At 59.6% G+C, this 15,698-nt stretch carries 13 protein-coding genes; 5 read left to right on the top strand and 8 right to left on the bottom strand.

The features are described 5' to 3' along the window. The first annotated feature begins 116 nt into the window (after positions 1–116). Positions 117–1,532, top strand: coding sequence for an acetyl-CoA carboxylase biotin carboxylase subunit (locus tag JQ845_RS16835; RefSeq protein WP_003438098.1), 1,416 nt, complete (start codon positions 117–119; stop codon positions 1,530–1,532). An 11-nt stretch (positions 1,533–1,543) separates the two neighbouring features. Next, positions 1,544–3,352, top strand: a complete 1,809-nt coding sequence (gene oadA, locus JQ845_RS16830; RefSeq protein ID WP_003438100.1) for a sodium-extruding oxaloacetate decarboxylase subunit alpha — start codon at positions 1,544–1,546, stop codon at positions 3,350–3,352. A gap of 240 nt (positions 3,353–3,592) precedes the next feature. Here the strand turns inward: oadA and JQ845_RS16825 are convergent, their stop codons facing one another. From JQ845_RS16825 to JQ845_RS16815, 3 genes are read right to left on the bottom strand one after another with little or no spacing between them, the layout of a single operon-like run. Beyond that, positions 3,593–4,273: a GNAT family N-acetyltransferase gene (locus JQ845_RS16825; protein ID WP_003438102.1), complete on the bottom strand. Its 681-nt coding sequence runs from the start codon at positions 4,271–4,273 to the stop codon at positions 3,593–3,595. Between the two features lie 12 nt (positions 4,274–4,285). Further along, positions 4,286–4,738, bottom strand: a complete 453-nt coding sequence (locus JQ845_RS16820) for a GNAT family N-acetyltransferase (RefSeq protein WP_010657064.1) — start codon at positions 4,736–4,738, stop codon at positions 4,286–4,288. 4 nt (positions 4,739–4,742) lie between these two features. Continuing rightward, positions 4,743–5,372 carry an FMN-binding negative transcriptional regulator gene (locus JQ845_RS16815; protein ID WP_003438106.1) on the bottom strand — a complete coding sequence of 210 codons (630 nt, stop codon included), beginning with the start codon at positions 5,370–5,372 and terminating at the stop codon, positions 4,743–4,745. An 89-nt stretch (positions 5,373–5,461) separates the two neighbouring features. Between JQ845_RS16815 and pdxR the strand changes: the two genes are divergently transcribed. Continuing rightward, a complete protein-coding gene (pdxR, locus tag JQ845_RS16810) occupies positions 5,462–7,009 on the top strand; it encodes a MocR-like pyridoxine biosynthesis transcription factor PdxR (protein WP_203009280.1) in 1,548 nt (515 codons plus the stop codon). A gap of 53 nt (positions 7,010–7,062) precedes the next feature. Here the strand turns inward: pdxR and JQ845_RS16805 are convergent, their stop codons facing one another. The 5 genes from JQ845_RS16805 to aspA all read right to left on the bottom strand — a co-directional run bounded on the left by JQ845_RS16805 (position 7,063) and on the right by aspA (position 13,866). After that, the gene (locus JQ845_RS16805; RefSeq protein WP_003438110.1) at positions 7,063–8,094 is read right to left on the bottom strand and encodes a histone deacetylase family protein; all 1,032 of its coding nucleotides are present in this window, start codon (positions 8,092–8,094) and stop codon (positions 7,063–7,065) included. 205 nt (positions 8,095–8,299) lie between these two features. After that, a complete protein-coding gene (locus JQ845_RS16800) occupies positions 8,300–9,292 on the bottom strand; it encodes an AraC family transcriptional regulator (protein WP_003438112.1) in 993 nt (330 codons plus the stop codon). 172 nt (positions 9,293–9,464) lie between these two features. Continuing rightward, positions 9,465–10,469, bottom strand: a complete 1,005-nt coding sequence (locus JQ845_RS16795; protein WP_003438114.1) for an asparaginase — start codon at positions 10,467–10,469, stop codon at positions 9,465–9,467. A 57-nt stretch (positions 10,470–10,526) separates the two neighbouring features. Continuing rightward, on the bottom strand, positions 10,527–11,948 hold the full coding sequence (locus tag JQ845_RS16790) for an alanine/glycine:cation symporter family protein (protein ID WP_003438116.1): 1,422 nt from the start codon (positions 11,946–11,948) through the stop codon (positions 10,527–10,529). Positions 11,949–12,441: 493 nt separating this feature from the next. Beyond that, complete coding sequence (gene aspA, locus JQ845_RS16785; RefSeq protein ID WP_003438118.1) at positions 12,442–13,866, bottom strand: aspartate ammonia-lyase; 1,425 nt, start codon at positions 13,864–13,866, stop codon at positions 12,442–12,444. 180 nt (positions 13,867–14,046) lie between these two features. Here aspA and JQ845_RS16780 point away from each other — a divergent pair, with 180 nt between their 5' ends. Then, positions 14,047–14,964: a LysR substrate-binding domain-containing protein gene (locus tag JQ845_RS16780; protein ID WP_003438119.1), complete on the top strand. Its 918-nt coding sequence runs from the start codon at positions 14,047–14,049 to the stop codon at positions 14,962–14,964. Between the two features lie 239 nt (positions 14,965–15,203). Further along, complete coding sequence (gene purE, locus JQ845_RS16775) at positions 15,204–15,695, top strand: 5-(carboxyamino)imidazole ribonucleotide mutase (RefSeq protein ID WP_003438120.1); 492 nt, start codon at positions 15,204–15,206, stop codon at positions 15,693–15,695. Positions 15,696–15,698 lie beyond the last annotated feature (3 nt).

Here is a 15,698-nt window from a genome sequence, read left to right as displayed (position 1 = left end):
TTTTTGTTTATCTCTGCGTGGGTCTAGTGTGAGCCCACAACGGTTCAGACACATTTGGACACGTGCCGACCTGGTCTAGCAGGTCGTTTGTTCCATAGGCTTTAGGAAAACTCCAAGTGATAAAAAAGATCCTGATCGCCAACCGCGGAGAAATTGCCGTCCGCATCGTGCGTGCCTGCGCCGAGATGGGTATCCGCTCTGTTGCGGTCTATTCCGAAGCTGACCGGCATGCCTTGCACGTCAAGCGCGCCGATGAAGCGCACAGCATTGGCGAAGACCCGCTGGCCGGCTATCTCAACCCGCGCAAGCTGGTGAACCTGGCCGTTGAAACCGGTTGTGATGCCTTGCATCCCGGTTACGGTTTTCTGTCAGAAAATGCCGAACTGGCTGACATTTGCGCCGAGCGCGGAATCAAGTTCATTGGTCCGTCCGCTGAAGTCATTCGCCGCATGGGCGACAAGACCGAAGCGCGCCGCAGCATGATCAAGGCCGGTGTGCCGGTTACTCCGGGCACTGAGGGCAACGTTGCCGATATCCACGAAGCACTGATCGAAGGCGAGCGCATTGGTTACCCGGTGATGCTTAAAGCCACATCGGGTGGCGGCGGTCGCGGGATTCGTCGTTGCAACAGCCGCGAAGAGCTTGAGCAGGCATTCCCTCGGGTTATCTCCGAAGCCACCAAAGCCTTTGGCTCGGCTGAAGTGTTTCTCGAAAAATGCATCGTTAACCCCAAGCACATCGAGGCGCAGATTCTCGGCGACAGTTTCGGCAACGTGGTGCATCTGTTCGAGCGTGATTGCTCGATCCAGCGCCGCAACCAGAAGCTGATCGAAATCGCCCCAAGCCCGCAGTTGACCCCGGAGCAGCGCGCCTACATCGGCGACCTGTCCGTGCGCGCAGCCAAGGCGGTGGGTTACGAGAACGCCGGTACCGTGGAGTTCCTGCTCGCCGAGGGCGAGGTGTACTTCATGGAGATGAATACCCGGGTGCAGGTCGAACACACCATCACCGAAGAAATCACCGGCATCGACATTGTTCGCGAACAAATTCGCATCGCCTCCGGCCTGGCTCTGTCGATCAAGCAGGAAGACATTCATCACCGCGGCTTTGCCCTGCAATTCCGGATCAATGCCGAAGACCCGAAAAACAATTTCCTGCCCAGCTTCGGCAAGATCACCCGTTACTACGCGCCCGGCGGGCCTGGCGTGCGTACTGACACGGCGATCTATACCGGTTACACCATTCCCCCGTATTACGACTCCATGTGTCTGAAACTGGTGGTGTGGGCGCTGACCTGGGAAGAAGCGATGGACCGTGGTTTGCGTGCCCTCGACGATATGCGTCTGCAGGGGGTCAAAACCACCGCCGCCTATTACCAGGAAATTCTGCGTAACCCGGAATTCCGTAGTGGCCAGTTCAATACCAGCTTCGTAGAAAGCCACCCTGAACTGACCAACTATTCGATCAAGCGCAAACCCGAAGAGCTGGCCCTGGCCATCGCCGCCGCCATTGCCGCCCACGCAGGCCTGTGAGGAATATTTTCATGTCCAATAAGATCTTTGTAACTGACACCATCCTGCGTGATGCTCACCAGTCGCTGCTGGCCACCCGCATGCGCACTGAAGATATGCTGCCGATTTGCGACAAGCTCGACAAAGTCGGCTACTGGTCGCTGGAAGTCTGGGGCGGCGCCACCTTTGATGCCTGCGTACGCTTCCTGAAAGAAGATCCGTGGGAGCGTCTGCGCCAGTTGCGCGCAGCCTTGCCTAACACGCGCCTGCAAATGCTGTTGCGTGGCCAGAACCTGCTCGGCTACCGCCACTACAGCGATGATGTGGTCAAAGCCTTCGTTGCCAAGGCGGCGGTTAACGGCATCGACGTATTCCGCATCTTTGACGCCATGAATGACGTGCGCAACCTGCGCGTCGCCATCGAGGCGGTCAAGGCGGCTGGCAAGCATGCCCAGGGCACCATCGCCTACACCACCAGTCCGGTGCACACCACCGAGGCCTTTGTGGCCCAGGCCAAACAGATGGAAGCCATGGGTTGCGACTCGGTGGCGATCAAGGACATGGCCGGCCTGCTGACGCCGTACGCCACGGGCGAGCTGGTCAAAGCGCTGAAGGCTGAAATCGGCCTGCCGATCTTTATCCACTCCCATGACACTGCCGGTCTGGCCGCCATGTGCCAGCTCAAGGCCATCGAAAACGGTGCCAGTCATATCGACACCGCGATCTCCAGCTTCGCATGGGGCACCAGCCACCCGGGTACCGAGTCGATGGTTGCCGCCCTTAAAGGCAGCGAATACGACACTGGCCTCGACCTGGCGCTGCTGCAGGAAATCGGTCTGTACTTCTACGCCGTGCGCAAAAAATACCACCAGTTTGAAAGCGAATTCACCGCGGTCGACACCCGGGTTCAGGTCAATCAGGTGCCGGGCGGGATGATCTCCAACCTCGCCAACCAGCTCAAAGAGCAGGGCGCGCTGAACCGCATGAGCGAAGTGCTGGCCGAAATCCCGCGTGTGCGTGAAGACCTGGGCTTCCCGCCGCTGGTCACCCCGACCTCGCAGATCGTCGGCACCCAGGCGTTTTTCAACGTACTGGCCGGCGAGCGCTACAAAACCATCACCAACGAAGTGAAGCTCTACCTGCAGGGCGGCTACGGCAAAGCGCCGGGCGTGGTCAACGAGCAGTTGCGTCGTCAGGCCATCGGCAACGAAGAGCTGATCGACGTGCGTCCAGCGGACCTGCTCAAGCCGGAAATGGTCAAGTTGCGTGGCGAAATCGGCGCGCTGGCCAAGTCCGAAGAGGACGTGCTGACCTACGCCATGTTCCCGGATATCGGTCGCAAGTTCCTCGAGGAGCGTGCTGCTGGCACCCTGGCGCCGGAAGTGCTGCTGCCTATTCCTGAAGCGGGCGGCGTGAGCAGCGCCGGTGGCGAAGGCGTACCGACCGAGTTCGTGATCGACGTCCACGGTGAAAGCTATCGCGTCGACATCACCGGTGTGGGCGTCAAGGCTGAGGGCAAGCGCCACTTCTACCTGTCCATCGACGGCATGCCCGAAGAAGTGGTGTTCGAGCCGCTCAACCAGTTCGTCGGCGGTGCATCCAGCAAACGCAAGCAGGCCAGCGAGCCTGGGCACGTCAGCACTGCCATGCCGGGCAACATTGTCGATGTACTGGTCAAGGTGGGCGACACCGTCAAGGCTGGCCAATCGGTACTGATTACCGAAGCGATGAAAATGGAGACCGAAGTACAGGCCGCCATCGCTGGCAAGATCCTCCTCATCCATGTGATCAAAGGCGATCGCGTCAACCCGGGCGAAATCCTGATCGAAATCGAAGCCTGATACCGCCTTTGATCCAAACGCTTTAAACCTCGGGGGAGCATGTGCTCCCCTTTTTTTTGCCTGCAATTTGAGGTGCGTACAGACCTGCAGGAACGAGATTGCTCGCGGGGTTTGTCAGCTCATCACCCATAAGGGCTGAGTGACGGGTGCAGAAATGACCCGGTTAAACCCCAGTAAAGTTTTAACCCCTTCCAGACACAAAAACGCCCGACAGTCCTTGTCGGGCGCATTGATCAAATTTTATACAGTTGCTGCCCTGCATTCTTCCAGAGACTTGATCTGGCCACTTTCTGGTTGGTTATCCAGTGCCAGCCATTTTTCAAAGCCTGCCGCTATAGCGGGCCATTCCGTACCGATAATGCTGTACCACGTGGTATCACGATTTTTGCCTTTAACCACCATATGCTGGCGGAAGACACCTTCGTATGTGTACCCGAGTCGTACTGCAGTACGTTTCGATCTGGCGTTGTCATTGTTGCACTTCCACTCCAGACGTCGATTGCCCAGGGCGAAAGCCTCCTTGGCCAGCAAGTAGACCGCCTCGGTACTTTTCGGCGAGCGCTGCATCGGCGCGCCGAACGTGACGTGGCCGATCTCTATGCGTCCGTGTTCGGCAACAATGCACATCAGGCTGATGGTGCCCTGGGCCTGGCCACTGGCCTGATCGACGACGGTATAGAAGTGCGGGTCGCGGCTGGCCGCGTTGTTCTGCAGCCAGGCATCAAATGCCGGGCGTTCATTGAAAGGCCCGTACGGCAAGTAATCCCACAGCTTGGGATCGCCCTCGGGGCCTTGTAAGGCTAGCCATAATTCATCGCCATGACGGGCCGGGTCGAGCTTTTCCAGACGAATGAAGCGTCCTTCGAGGGTTCGCGTATCCGGGGTTCTGGCTGGCTGCCAATGTTGTAGATCTTCAGGCATTGCGCGTTCCTTTCATGACAAGGCTTTGCGAAATTGAATAAAGCCGGGGCGCTCGGCTATTCGCTCATAGAGCTGAATGGCGGTAGCGTTGGTCTCGTGGGTCAGCCAGTGCACCTTGGCGCACTGATTGTCTTTGGCGGTGGCGTATACATGCTCGATCAACAAGCGCCCGGCACCGGTGCCGCGCACCTGGGGGCTGACAAACAGGTCTTGAAGGTAGCAGGAGTTTCCAATGCTCCAGTTGGAGCGGTGATAAATGAACTGCACCATGCCTACAGCTTCGTTGCCCTTCCAGGCGAGCGCCAGGTGGGTCGGTTCGGCCGGGTCGAGAAAACGCTCCCAGGTCGACTGGCTGACTGCGGCGGGCAGTTCGGTTTTATAGAAACTCAAATACGCCTGCCAGAGCGGCAGCCATTGATCGTGATCGGCGGCGCTGGCGGGTTTGATCTGCAGTGGCTGAGCCATGTTGCTATTCCTTAGCAATTAATTGAGCGAGGGCGTGGTCTTGCGGGTTGTTGCTGGCCAGCAGTCCATTGCGCACACCGGTCTGGTCGGCGGCGCTACGGTTCTGGCTGAGTTTGCGTTTACCGTTGAGGCGGGTGATCGGCAGGCTGAAACCCACAATCGCCTTGAGCATGCTGTCGATGTAATCCCGGGGGGCGTCGCTGACGGACCACGGCTCGGCGCGACCGGCTTCGTGCTTGTTGCTCAGGCGACTGACCAGGGCCAGCAGGCGCTCGGCATCATCGAACACCTGGGCCTGGCCGTAGGCGTGAACGGCAAGGTAGTTCCAGGTGGGTACGGATTTGCCGTCTTCAGCTTTGCTGGGGTAGAAGGACGGACTGACATAAGCCTGCTCCCCGGCAAAAATAACCAGCGCCTCGGCGCCTTGCGCAAGTGCCTGCCAATGGGGGTTGGCACGGGCAAGGTGGCCATACAGCGTGCCGTTGGGGCCTTCGTCCGGGTTCAGCAGCAGTGGTACATGGCTGGCGACCAGGCCCTGGCTGCCATGGGTCACAAGCACGGGCAACGGGGTGGCCTGCATCTGCTGATGCAAGAGGTGAATGTCACTTTCTGCGAAGGCGCGGGGCACGTACATAGAAATTTTCCTTGGCGAATGACTGCATCCTAGGCAGGCTATTGGCTCGTTGTAAGAGCCATTAATGGTCATTTTTATAGGTCCAATCCATGCCGGATTCAGCGCTGTCCATCGCCTTCAACCCTGCCGGTATCGAGCTTGATCCAAAAAAAGGCCTGACCCGCCAGCTCTATCAGGCATTGCGCCAGCGGGTACTGGATGGCCGCCTTGGCAGTGGCTCGCGGTTGCCGGCGAGTCGCGATCTGGCGCTGGCGCTCGGCATCTCCCGAAACAGCGTGGTACGGGCCTATGACCAGTTGTATGCCGAGGGCTTTCTAGAGGGGCGAATCGGTGATGGCACTTATGTCGCGCAGTTGCCGGAAAAAGCCCTCCCGCGAAAAAAGTTGTCCACCAACTTGTCCACAGGGTTTTCAACAGGCTTATCCCCAGGGTTATCCACAAAAAAGGCTGATTTACCTGTAATTACGTCCAGTAAAGTTATCCACAGCACTGCTTTGGACAGGGTTGGCCAGCACTCGCTTGACCTTCCTCCGAGCGGAGTTCCGCGAGCTTTCCGGGTGGGGGTGCCAGCCTTTGACTTATTCCCTTTCGAGGTCTGGAGCAAGCTGCAGGCGGCTTTTTGGCGTAAGCCGGACTTGCAGCAGCTGTGTTATGGCAATCCGGCAGGGGATGAGCGGCTGCGTGAATTAATTGCCGTCTATTTGCGCACTTCCCGTGGTTTATCGTGCTCGGCCGATCAAATTTTGATCACCAGTGGCGCGCAGCAAGGAATTAGCCTTTGTGCACAGCTGCTGGTTGAGCCTGGCGACGGGGTGGCGGTCGAGAATCCCGGCTACCGCGCAGCGGCCCATGCCTTTGCGATTGCAGGGGCAAAAATGCAGGGCATAGCGGTCGATCAGGAGGGTATGGATTGCTCGGCACTCAAGCAGTTGAATAACTGCCGGCTGGCCTATGTGACGCCATCCCACCAGTACCCGACGGGTGTCACCATGAGTCTGGCCAGGCGCCTTGAGTTGCTGGACTGGGCCGAGCGCAACCAGGGCTGGATCATCGAAGACGATTACGACGGCGAGTACCGTTACTGCGGGGCCCCGCTGGCCCCGTTGGCGGCACTGGACCGTCAGGGGCGGGTGATCTATGTCGGTACCTTCGGCAAAGTGGTGTTCCCGGCCTTGCGTCTGGGGTACCTGGTCTTGCCCAAGGGTTTGATTGAGCCTTTCGCCCGGCGGCGCTCCCTGGATATGCGGCATTCGGAGGTCAGTACCCAGGCCGTGATGGCCGAATTCATGGCTGCCGGGCACTTTCAGCGGCATATCCGGCGCATGCGGCGTGCGGCCTTGAGCCGGCGTAATGCATTGTTGGCAGATTGGCCCCAGGGGGTAGCGGGGATGGGGCCGGTGCCGAGCATTGCAGCGGGGCTGCATGTGACGGTGCCGGTCATAAGTTTCGAGCGCGAACAGCAATTGCTGGCTCAGGCCAAAGCGGCCGAGGTGGAGATCAACGGTTTGAGTGGCTACTGGCTGCAAGACTCGAGCGTGCCTGTGGATAAACGTGCAGGGCTGGTGCTGGGTTTTGCCGCGGTGCCTGAGGCCGATATCAAGGCAGCGCTGGCCCGCCTGGGCAAGGTCTGGTTGTAGGAGCGAGCTGTTGGTTGCTGCGCGGTAAAGCTCGCTCCTGCAGGTTCGGGGGCTTATCGGGCGCTTTCGAACCCCTCGAGCACATTGACCGCATTGATCCCGATTTCTTCTACCGCGTAGCCACCCTCCATCACGAACAGCGTCGGTTTGCCCAGGCGTGCAATACGTTCGCCCATGCGCAGATAGTCCGGGCTATCGAGTTTGAACTGGGAGATAGGGTCGTTCTTGAAGGTGTCCACGCCCAGAGAAACCACCAGCACATCAGCGTCGTAACCTTCGATTTCGCCACAGGCCAGTTCCAGCGCCGCGCTCCAGCGCTCCCATGCCGACCCGGCCGCCAGCGGATAGTTGAAGTTGAAGCCTGCACCCGGACCTTCGCCCAGTTCGTCTTCATAGCCCAAAAAGAACGGGAATTCGGCTTCGGGATGGCCGTGGATCGAAGTGAACAGCACGTCGTTGCGTTCATAGAAAATCGACTGCGTACCGTTGCCGTGGTGATAGTCCACGTCGAGGATCGCCACTTTTTTACCACCCTGGTCCAGGAAGGCCTGAGCGGCAATCGCGGCATTGTTGAGGTAGCAATAACCGCCCATCAAATCGCCGGCGGCGTGGTGCCCCGGTGGACGGCACAGGGCGAAAGCACTGGGGGCGCCGTTCTGGATGGCGGCCTGGGCGGTGAGTGCAACCTGGGCTGCGCTATAGGCTGCGCGCCAGGTGCCCGCTGTAATCGGGGCGCCGCCATCGAAACTGTAATAGCCGAGTTGGCCGTGCAAGCTGGCAGGCACTATGGCGCGCAGGGTGCGGGCAGGCCAGGTGTAGGGCATCAAGTCGCCGTCAAGACCCTGCTCGGCCCAGCGCGCCCAGGCGCCCTCGAAAAAATCCAGATATGCCGCGCTGTGCACACGCAGGATCGGATCGCGTCCGAAGTCTTGCGGGGCTTGCACCGGCCCCAGCTCACGGGTTTGAACGCGCTGCAGAATATGGTCGGCGCGGGAGGGCATTTCAAAGCAGGGCATCAGTTGCCCGTCTATCAATTCACAACGGCCATGATGCAGATGGTGATCGTCCGAGTAGATAGTCAGCATTTTTCTTGTTCTCCGTAGGCTAGAGCGTTGGCCTACAGTCTTGCGGCAGCGGTGGTTTCAGAGAACGGCAGGAGCGGCCAAAAGGGGATAAATATGGCCGAAATCACTGACCGAAATTCGCCCCCTGAACCACTGAAACCTGTAGCAGCGAGCTCTTCCATGTCGCGATCAAGAGCTCGCGAGCAAGCTCGCTCCTACGGTTTTATTACGCGCGGAACTGGCTGGGTGCGACACCGCTCCAGCGTACAAACGCGTGGCGAAAACTCGCGGTTTCGCTAAAGCCCAGGGTTTCGGCAATCCGATAAATCGGCCATTCGGTTTCGTGGAGCAACAGCTTGGCGCGCTCGAAGCGCAATTCGTCGAGCAGCCCCTGATAGCTGCATCCGGCGTCACGCAGGTGCCGGCGCAAAGTGCGTGGCGAGCAGGTCATCTGCTCGGCCAGGCCCTCCAGCCCCGGTGCCGCATGCAGTTGGCCGGCGAGCAGCTGGCGGATGCGTGACAGCCAGGTCTGACGGCCGGTGAACTCCAGGTTTTGTTTACGGCAGCGCACGGCCATCGCCTGGTGGGTGATGGCATCGGCCAGCGGCAGAGGGTGATCGAGCCAGTGTCTGGCAAAGGCAAAGCCGTTGTCCTGAGCCTCGAACGTGCGTGTGCAGTCGAAGGTGCTGTCATAGCTTGCGTGATAGTCCGGCTTGCTATGGGCGAAGCGGGCGGCCAGCAGGGGTAACGGCTGCCCCAGCAGGTCCTGGCAAATAACGGTCAATGACACCAGGCAAAGTTGTGCATTGAACACGGCCAGCTGCGGATTTTCGTGATAGTGGTCAGCGCAGAACCACACGTGTTCGCCTTCGACCCTGAGGCTGAGCTCGAAAAGTGTTCCCAGTAGCGCCGGATAGCGCAAGGCCAGGCGTAAAGCGTCACCTAAGGTGGCACTGGTGAGCATGGCATAGCCGAGCATGCCGTAGGACGACACATGCATGCGTCGCCCCAGCTCAAGGCCTATTTCGCGGCGCAAGGCCACGGCGTTGGCGCACACCTGCATTTCCTGGCTGGCGGTAATGCGCGTGTCGGCGCGGCTCAGATCGGCGGCCCGAATGCCGCTGCCGGCCAGCAATGCTTCGCAGGACAGGCCTTCGGCCTCGAAGGTGCTGAGTACCAGCGATACAGCGTTGAGGGTAGTGAGGTGGGAGTGCAGCATGTTGGCTTCCTGCATGAGGGTGCAGGAAGCGAGCAAGTTGTGTGCCGGGGTGTGAAATAGATCCCGATGTAGCTCTGTACCCTGACGCTGTAGGAGCTAGCTTGTCTCGCGATCTTTTGATTTTTTAAAGATCGCGAGGCAAGCTCGCTCCTACAGATGGAAGGGGAGCTGGTTACGCCAGCTCGCCGCACAGATCCAGCTCGACCAGCTGACGCACTTCTGCCAGGGGCAAATCGGCCCCCAGTAACGCGTGCAGTTTGCCGAACGCCGCTTCCCGGGTCATGCCGCCGCCCGAGAGCACGCCGGCTTCACGCAAGCGGCTGCCCGCTTCGTACACGTCCAGTTCCACGCCACCTTCATGGCATTGGGTAATGGCGACCACCACTATGCCGTTTTGCTGCGCCCGCTGCAGGCTGGCGAGGAAGGCCGGATTGTCGCTGGGGCCGGTGCCGCTGCCGAAGCACTCCAGCACCAGCGCCTCAATCCCGCTATTGAGCAGGGCATCCAGTTGCGCCGCGCCAATCCCCGGGACCAGTGGCAGTACGCCGACACTGGCTTCGTGCCGGGGCTGGCGATACATCAGCTCACCCGGCAAGGTATTGGCCTTGGGGGTACCGCCATTGCGCTTGAGCGCGACAAACGGGTTGCGTCCGAAGCTGCGCACTTTGGCGCAGCGTGTCGGTGCCAGCAACGCGCCGTGGAAGTACAGCTGCACGCCGTGGGGCTGGCCTTGCCCCAGTGCGCTCAATGCACCGCTGACGTTTTCCCAGGCATCGCTGTCGGGCACACCCGCAGGCAGCATGGAGCCGGTGAACACTACCGGCGCCGGCAACCCCAGCAGTTGAAAGCACATCGCCGCTGCGCTGTAGGCCAGGGTGTCGGTGCCATGCAGGACCAATACCGAATCGCAGTCATCCTGTTCAACGGCTTCGATGATCGCTGTGCGCAGGCGCAACCAGTAGGCGGGCGTCATGTTGGCGCTGTCGATCAGTGGGCTCATCTCGCGAAAGCGCCACTGCGGTACTTGCAGCTGTGGCTGGCTGGCGAGGTAATCAGCCATGCGCGCTTCAAAGCCCGATGCCGGGGCCAGGCCGTTGGCGCTGGCTTGCATGCCGATGGTGCCGCCGGTGTAGAGCACCATGACGCGCTGGGCTGGGTGATGGGTGGCTGCAGTCATTTATGAGTCTCCATAAGCAAAAACGCGGCGGTTCTGATTAGAACCGCCGCGTGAGTGTCAGCGTTTTGTTTCTTCGCTCGTGACGGCCGGTCGTGGCGGCCAGGCCTTGAGGTCCAGATCCAGATCCGGGAATTTACTGGAATCGAACACCGGTGTCTTGATCCCTGCGCGACGTTGGTCGTCGTAGTCCTTGAGCACGCGCATGCAGACCTTGAACAGCATCGCCAGGGCGACCAGGTTGACGAACGCCAGCATGGTCATGGCGATATCGGCGAAGGCGAAGACGGTTTGCAGGTTTTCAATCGAACCCCAAAAAATCAGCACCAGTACCAGCACGCGATAACCGATCAGTGCCTTGCGGCTCTCACCGACCAGGAAACGCAGGTTGTTTTCACCCAGATAGTAGTTGTAGAGCATCGAGGTAAAGACAAACAGCGCCAGGGCCACGCTGATAAACACACGGCCCCATTCGCCGACGACGGCCGCCAGGGAGTTCTGGGTCAGGGCGATGCCGTCCCCTTCGAAGCCCGGGGTGTAGAAGCCGGACAGCAGGATCAGCAGCGCGGTGCAGGTGCAGATCACAAAGGTGTCGAGGAATACGCTGAACGCCTGAACTACGCCCTGGGCGATAGGGTGCTCGACATCGGCCACGGCAGCTACGTTCGGAGCACTGCCCAGGCCGGCTTCGTTGGCAAATACGCCACGCTTGACGCCCATCACGATCGCGCTGCCGATCAGCCCGCCAAACACCGGATCGAGGCCGAAGGCGCTCTTGACGATGTGGCCCAGCATGGCCGGCACGTGGTCGAATTGCAGCACGATCACGTAGAGGGTGACTGCGATGTAGGCCAGGGTTTTGACTGGTACCAGCAGGTCGGCAACCGAAGCGATACGTTTGATGCCGCCGATAAACACCAGCCCCAGCAGGATGGCGATGGCCAGGCCGGAGTAATTGACCTCAAAGCCGAAGGCGTCTTGCAGCGAGTGGGTTACGGCGTGGGCTTGCAGGCCCATAAAGGCAAAACCGAAGGTGATCAGCAGCAGCACGGCCATCAGCTTGCCCATCCAGATTTTGCCCAGGCCGTACTTCATGTAGAAGGACGGGCCGCCGCGCAGTTGGCCTTCAGCGTCGCGACGCTTGTACAGCTGGCCCAGGGAACATTCGATCAGGCTGCTGGACATGCCGACCAGTGCGGTCACCCACATCCAGAACACGGCACCGGGGCCGCCCAGGGTCACGGCAATGCCGACGCCGGCGATGTTGCCCGCACCCACACGGCCCGCCAGGCTCAGCATCAATGCCTGAAACGAGCTAAGTTCGCCGGCGCTGCTGCGCAGGCTGTCTTTGAAGACCGAAAACATGTGCAGGAAGTAGCGAAACTGTACGAAACGCGAGCGGATCGTGAAGTAGCCACCGAGCCCGACCATGAGCACGATTAGCACTTTCCCTGAGAGGAAGTCATTGATGACTTCAAGCATGGATTATTCCTCGCTGTTTTTATCTGATGGCAACACGGCCGAATCAGGATCGCTCATTACGCCCGGCAAGACAGGGCATAAAAGTAGGCGATCAAGGGAATCCCGGCCATGTTGCTGCTTGGTTTACGATGCTGTTTCCGCACTGTCGGTGGCCGCTGTTGCAGGGCCCACGCACGGGAAGAGGGCCGGCACTATACCTAGGAGTGTTGGAAGCGTCTGCATAAGTGATTGATTTTTCATGTGCGAGTCGTCTGAAAAGGCCTTGGATCCTGTCGTGTTTGCCCTCTTTGTTTGTCCTTTGTGGGAGCCGGTTCTCACAAAATTTGCGCAAAAAAAAGGGCCTGCAGACGTATCTGCAAGCCCTCAAAAGGTGAGAGGTGTCTAGTCCCTCGACCTGGTGAGCGTTGAGTTCTGTCGCAAAGTGCCTGGGCTTCGGTGATGCGGCGTTAAAAACACCCTCGGCAACTTTGCATTCAGAACTTTGTTACATGCATCAGGCCTTGAGAGGCACCAGACGCGGAGCAATCATGTTTTCCGGGCGCAGGATGTCGTCGAGCATGGCGTCGTCGAGCAAGCCTTCTTCGCGCACCAGTTCCAGCACGCCGCGGCCGCTTTCGAGGGCGATACGGGCGATGCGGGTGGCGTTTTCATAGCCGATGTAAGGGTTCAGCGCAGTCACCAGACCAATCGAATGTTCGACCAGTTCACGGCAACGTGCTTCGTTGGCGGTGATGCCAACGATGCAATGTTCGCGCAGCATGTCCATGGCGCGTTGCAGCAGGCGGATCGAGTCGAAGATCTTGAACGCGATCAGCGGCTCCATCACGTTCAGTTGCAGTTGGCCGCCTTCAGCCGCGATGGTCAGTGCCAGGTCGTTACCGATGATCTGGAATGCCACCTGGTTGACGGCTTCCGGGATTACCGGATTGACCTTGCCAGGCATGATCGAGCTGCCCGGCTGACGCGCTGGCAAGTTGATTTCGTTGATGCCGGTGCGTGGGCCGCTGGACAGCAGGCGCAGGTCGTTGCAAATCTTCGACAGTTTGACCGCGGTACGCTTGAGCATGCCGGAGAACAGGACGAAGGCGCCCATGTCTGAAGTGGCTTCGATCAAGTCGGCAGCAGGTACCAGCGGCTGGCCGCTGATGGTCGCCAGACGGGTCACGGCCAGGTGCTGGTAGCGCGGGTCGGCGTTGATGCCGGTACCAATCGCAGTACCGCCCAGGTTCACTTCGGTCAGCAACTCTGGCGCCAGAGTTTTCAGGCGGGCCAGATCTTCACCCAGGGTGGTGGCAAATGCGCGGAACTCTTGACCCAAAGTCATGGGTACCGCGTCTTGCAGCTGGGTCCGGCCCATCTTCAATACGTGGTTGAACTCGACGCCCTTGGCGGCGAATGCCTGAATCAGGCTATCGAGGCTGGCCAGCAGTGCATCGTGACCCAACAGCAGGCCCAGACGGATAGCCGTCGGGTAAGCGTCGTTGGTCGACTGAGCCATGTTCACGTCGTTGTTCGGGTGCAGGTACTGGTACTCGCCCTTCTGATGGCCCATGGCCTCCAGCGCGATGTTGGCGATGACTTCGTTGGCATTCATGTTGGTTGAAGTGCCAGCGCCGCCTTGAATCATGTCGACCACGAATTCATCGTGGAAATCACCGCGCACCAGACGTGCACAGGCTTCGCTGATGGCTGCGTGTTTGGCGTCGCTCAGATGGCCCAGCTCGCGGTTCGCGTCAGCTGCGGCTTGCTTGACCATGGCCAGGGCCACGACCAGCTTCGGGTAGTGCGAGATCGGAACGCCGGAGAGACGGAAGTTGTTCACCGCTCGCAGGGTCTGGATGCCGTAATACGCTTGAGCGGGTACTTCGAGTACGCCAAGCAGGTCTTTTTCAGTGCGGAAAGATGCAGCGGAGGACATGATAGAAATCATCTCGATAAGGACCCGGTCTGAGCCGGAACGCTGCGAATGCTAGGCCTGCAGACAAAATTGGGCCAATGCCTTTAAACACTATCCTATGCATAAACGGCATAATGACGACGTGACGCGACGGCCGCGTCGAACGTGTGACCCAATTTGGTGCGCGTCCGGGAGGACTCGATGAATCTCGAAAGTAAATGGTTAGAGGACTTCAGTGCCCTGGCCGCCACTCGCAGTTTTTCCCAGGCGGCAGAGCGTCGCTTTGTGACTCAGCCGGCCTTCAGCCGACGTATTCGCAGCCTTGAAGCGGCGCTGGGGCTGACCCTGGTGAATCGTTCCCGCACCCCGGTGGAGTTGACCGCGGCCGGCCAGCTGTTTTTGGTCACGGCGCGCACCGTGGTCGAACAGCTCGGCGAAGTCTTGCGTCACTTGCATCACCTGGAAGGCGGGCAGGGCGAGGTCATGCAAGTGGCTGCGGCACACTCCCTGGCGCTGGGTTTTTTCCCGCGCTGGATCGCTCAGTTGCGTAACGAAGGGCTGAACATCGCGACACGTCTTGTTGCGACTAACGTCGGAGACGCGGTGCATGCTTTGCGTGAGGGCGGCTGCGATTTGATGCTGGCCTTTTACGATCCGGATGCGGCATTGCAGATGGACCCGGAAATTTTCCCGTCCTTGCACCTGGGTAATACCGAAATGTTGCCGGTGTGTGCTGCCGACGCTGACGGCAATCCGCTGTTTGATCTGGAAGGCGATGCCAGTGTGCCGTTGCTGGCCTACAGCGCCGGGGCATTTTTGGGCCGTTCGGTGAATTTGTTACTGCGCCAGCGCAGCCTGCGCTTCACCACTATTTATGAGACCGCCATGGCCGACAGCCTTAAAAGCATGGCGCTTGAAGGGCTGGGCATCGCCTGGGTGCCGCGGTTAAGCGTGCGGGCGGAGCTTGAGCGCGGTGAGTTGGTGATCTGTGGCGGGCCCCAATGGCACGTGCCGCTGGAAATTCGCTTGTACCGCTGCGCCCTGGTGCGCAAGGCCAACGTGCGCTTGCTGTGGCGCAAGCTGGAAAATCCTTCAGCACCAGCCCAGGCGCCGGTGTAGTCGCTGCCCGGAGGTTTTCTGGCCTGACCTTGAAGTCAATAAAACCGGGCGTCGAAGCAGATTTCAGGATCAAAGACAGATGGTCGGGGAATATGCGTTTTGTTTACCTTTTTGGGTATACTGCGCGGCCTTCGGCTGGCTTGACCGGCCTTAATTTCTATAACAAGCCACGTCGGTTTCCCCACGTGGCTTGTTGTTTTTTGACGCGCCTGCGGGCGCCCAAGAGAAGAGGCGCGACGATGAGTGCACTGGTAGGCGTGATCATGGGCTCCAAGTCCGATTGGTCCACCCTCAGCCACACCGCCGATATGCTGGAAAAACTCGGCATTCCTTACGAAGTTAAAGTGGTCTCTGCCCACCGCACTCCGGACTTGCTGTTCCAGTATGCCGAAGAGGCCGAAGGCCGCGGGATCGAGGTGATCATCGCAGGTGCCGGTGGCGCTGCTCACCTGCCAGGCATGTGTGCGGCCAAAACCCACTTGCCGGTACTGGGTGTACCGGTGCAGTCGGCGATGCTGTCGGGCGTTGATTCGCTGCTGTCGATCGTGCAAATGCCTGCAGGCATCCCGGTTGCCACCCTGGCCATAGGCAAGGCGGGTGCGATCAACGCAGCGCTATTGTCGGCCAGCATCCTGGGCGCCAAGCACCCGCAGTTCCATACCGTATTGAAAGCATTCCGTGCTGAGCAGACAGACAGCGTTCTGGACAATCCAGACCCGCGCGAAGCCTGAGGT

The sequence above is a fragment of the Pseudomonas paraversuta genome, assembly GCF_904063065.1.
GTDB lineage: Bacteria > Pseudomonadota > Gammaproteobacteria > Pseudomonadales > Pseudomonadaceae > Aquipseudomonas > Aquipseudomonas paraversuta.
The sequence above is the reverse complement of the archived record's forward strand: the minus strand, read 5'-3'. Positions and strand labels throughout refer to the sequence as shown.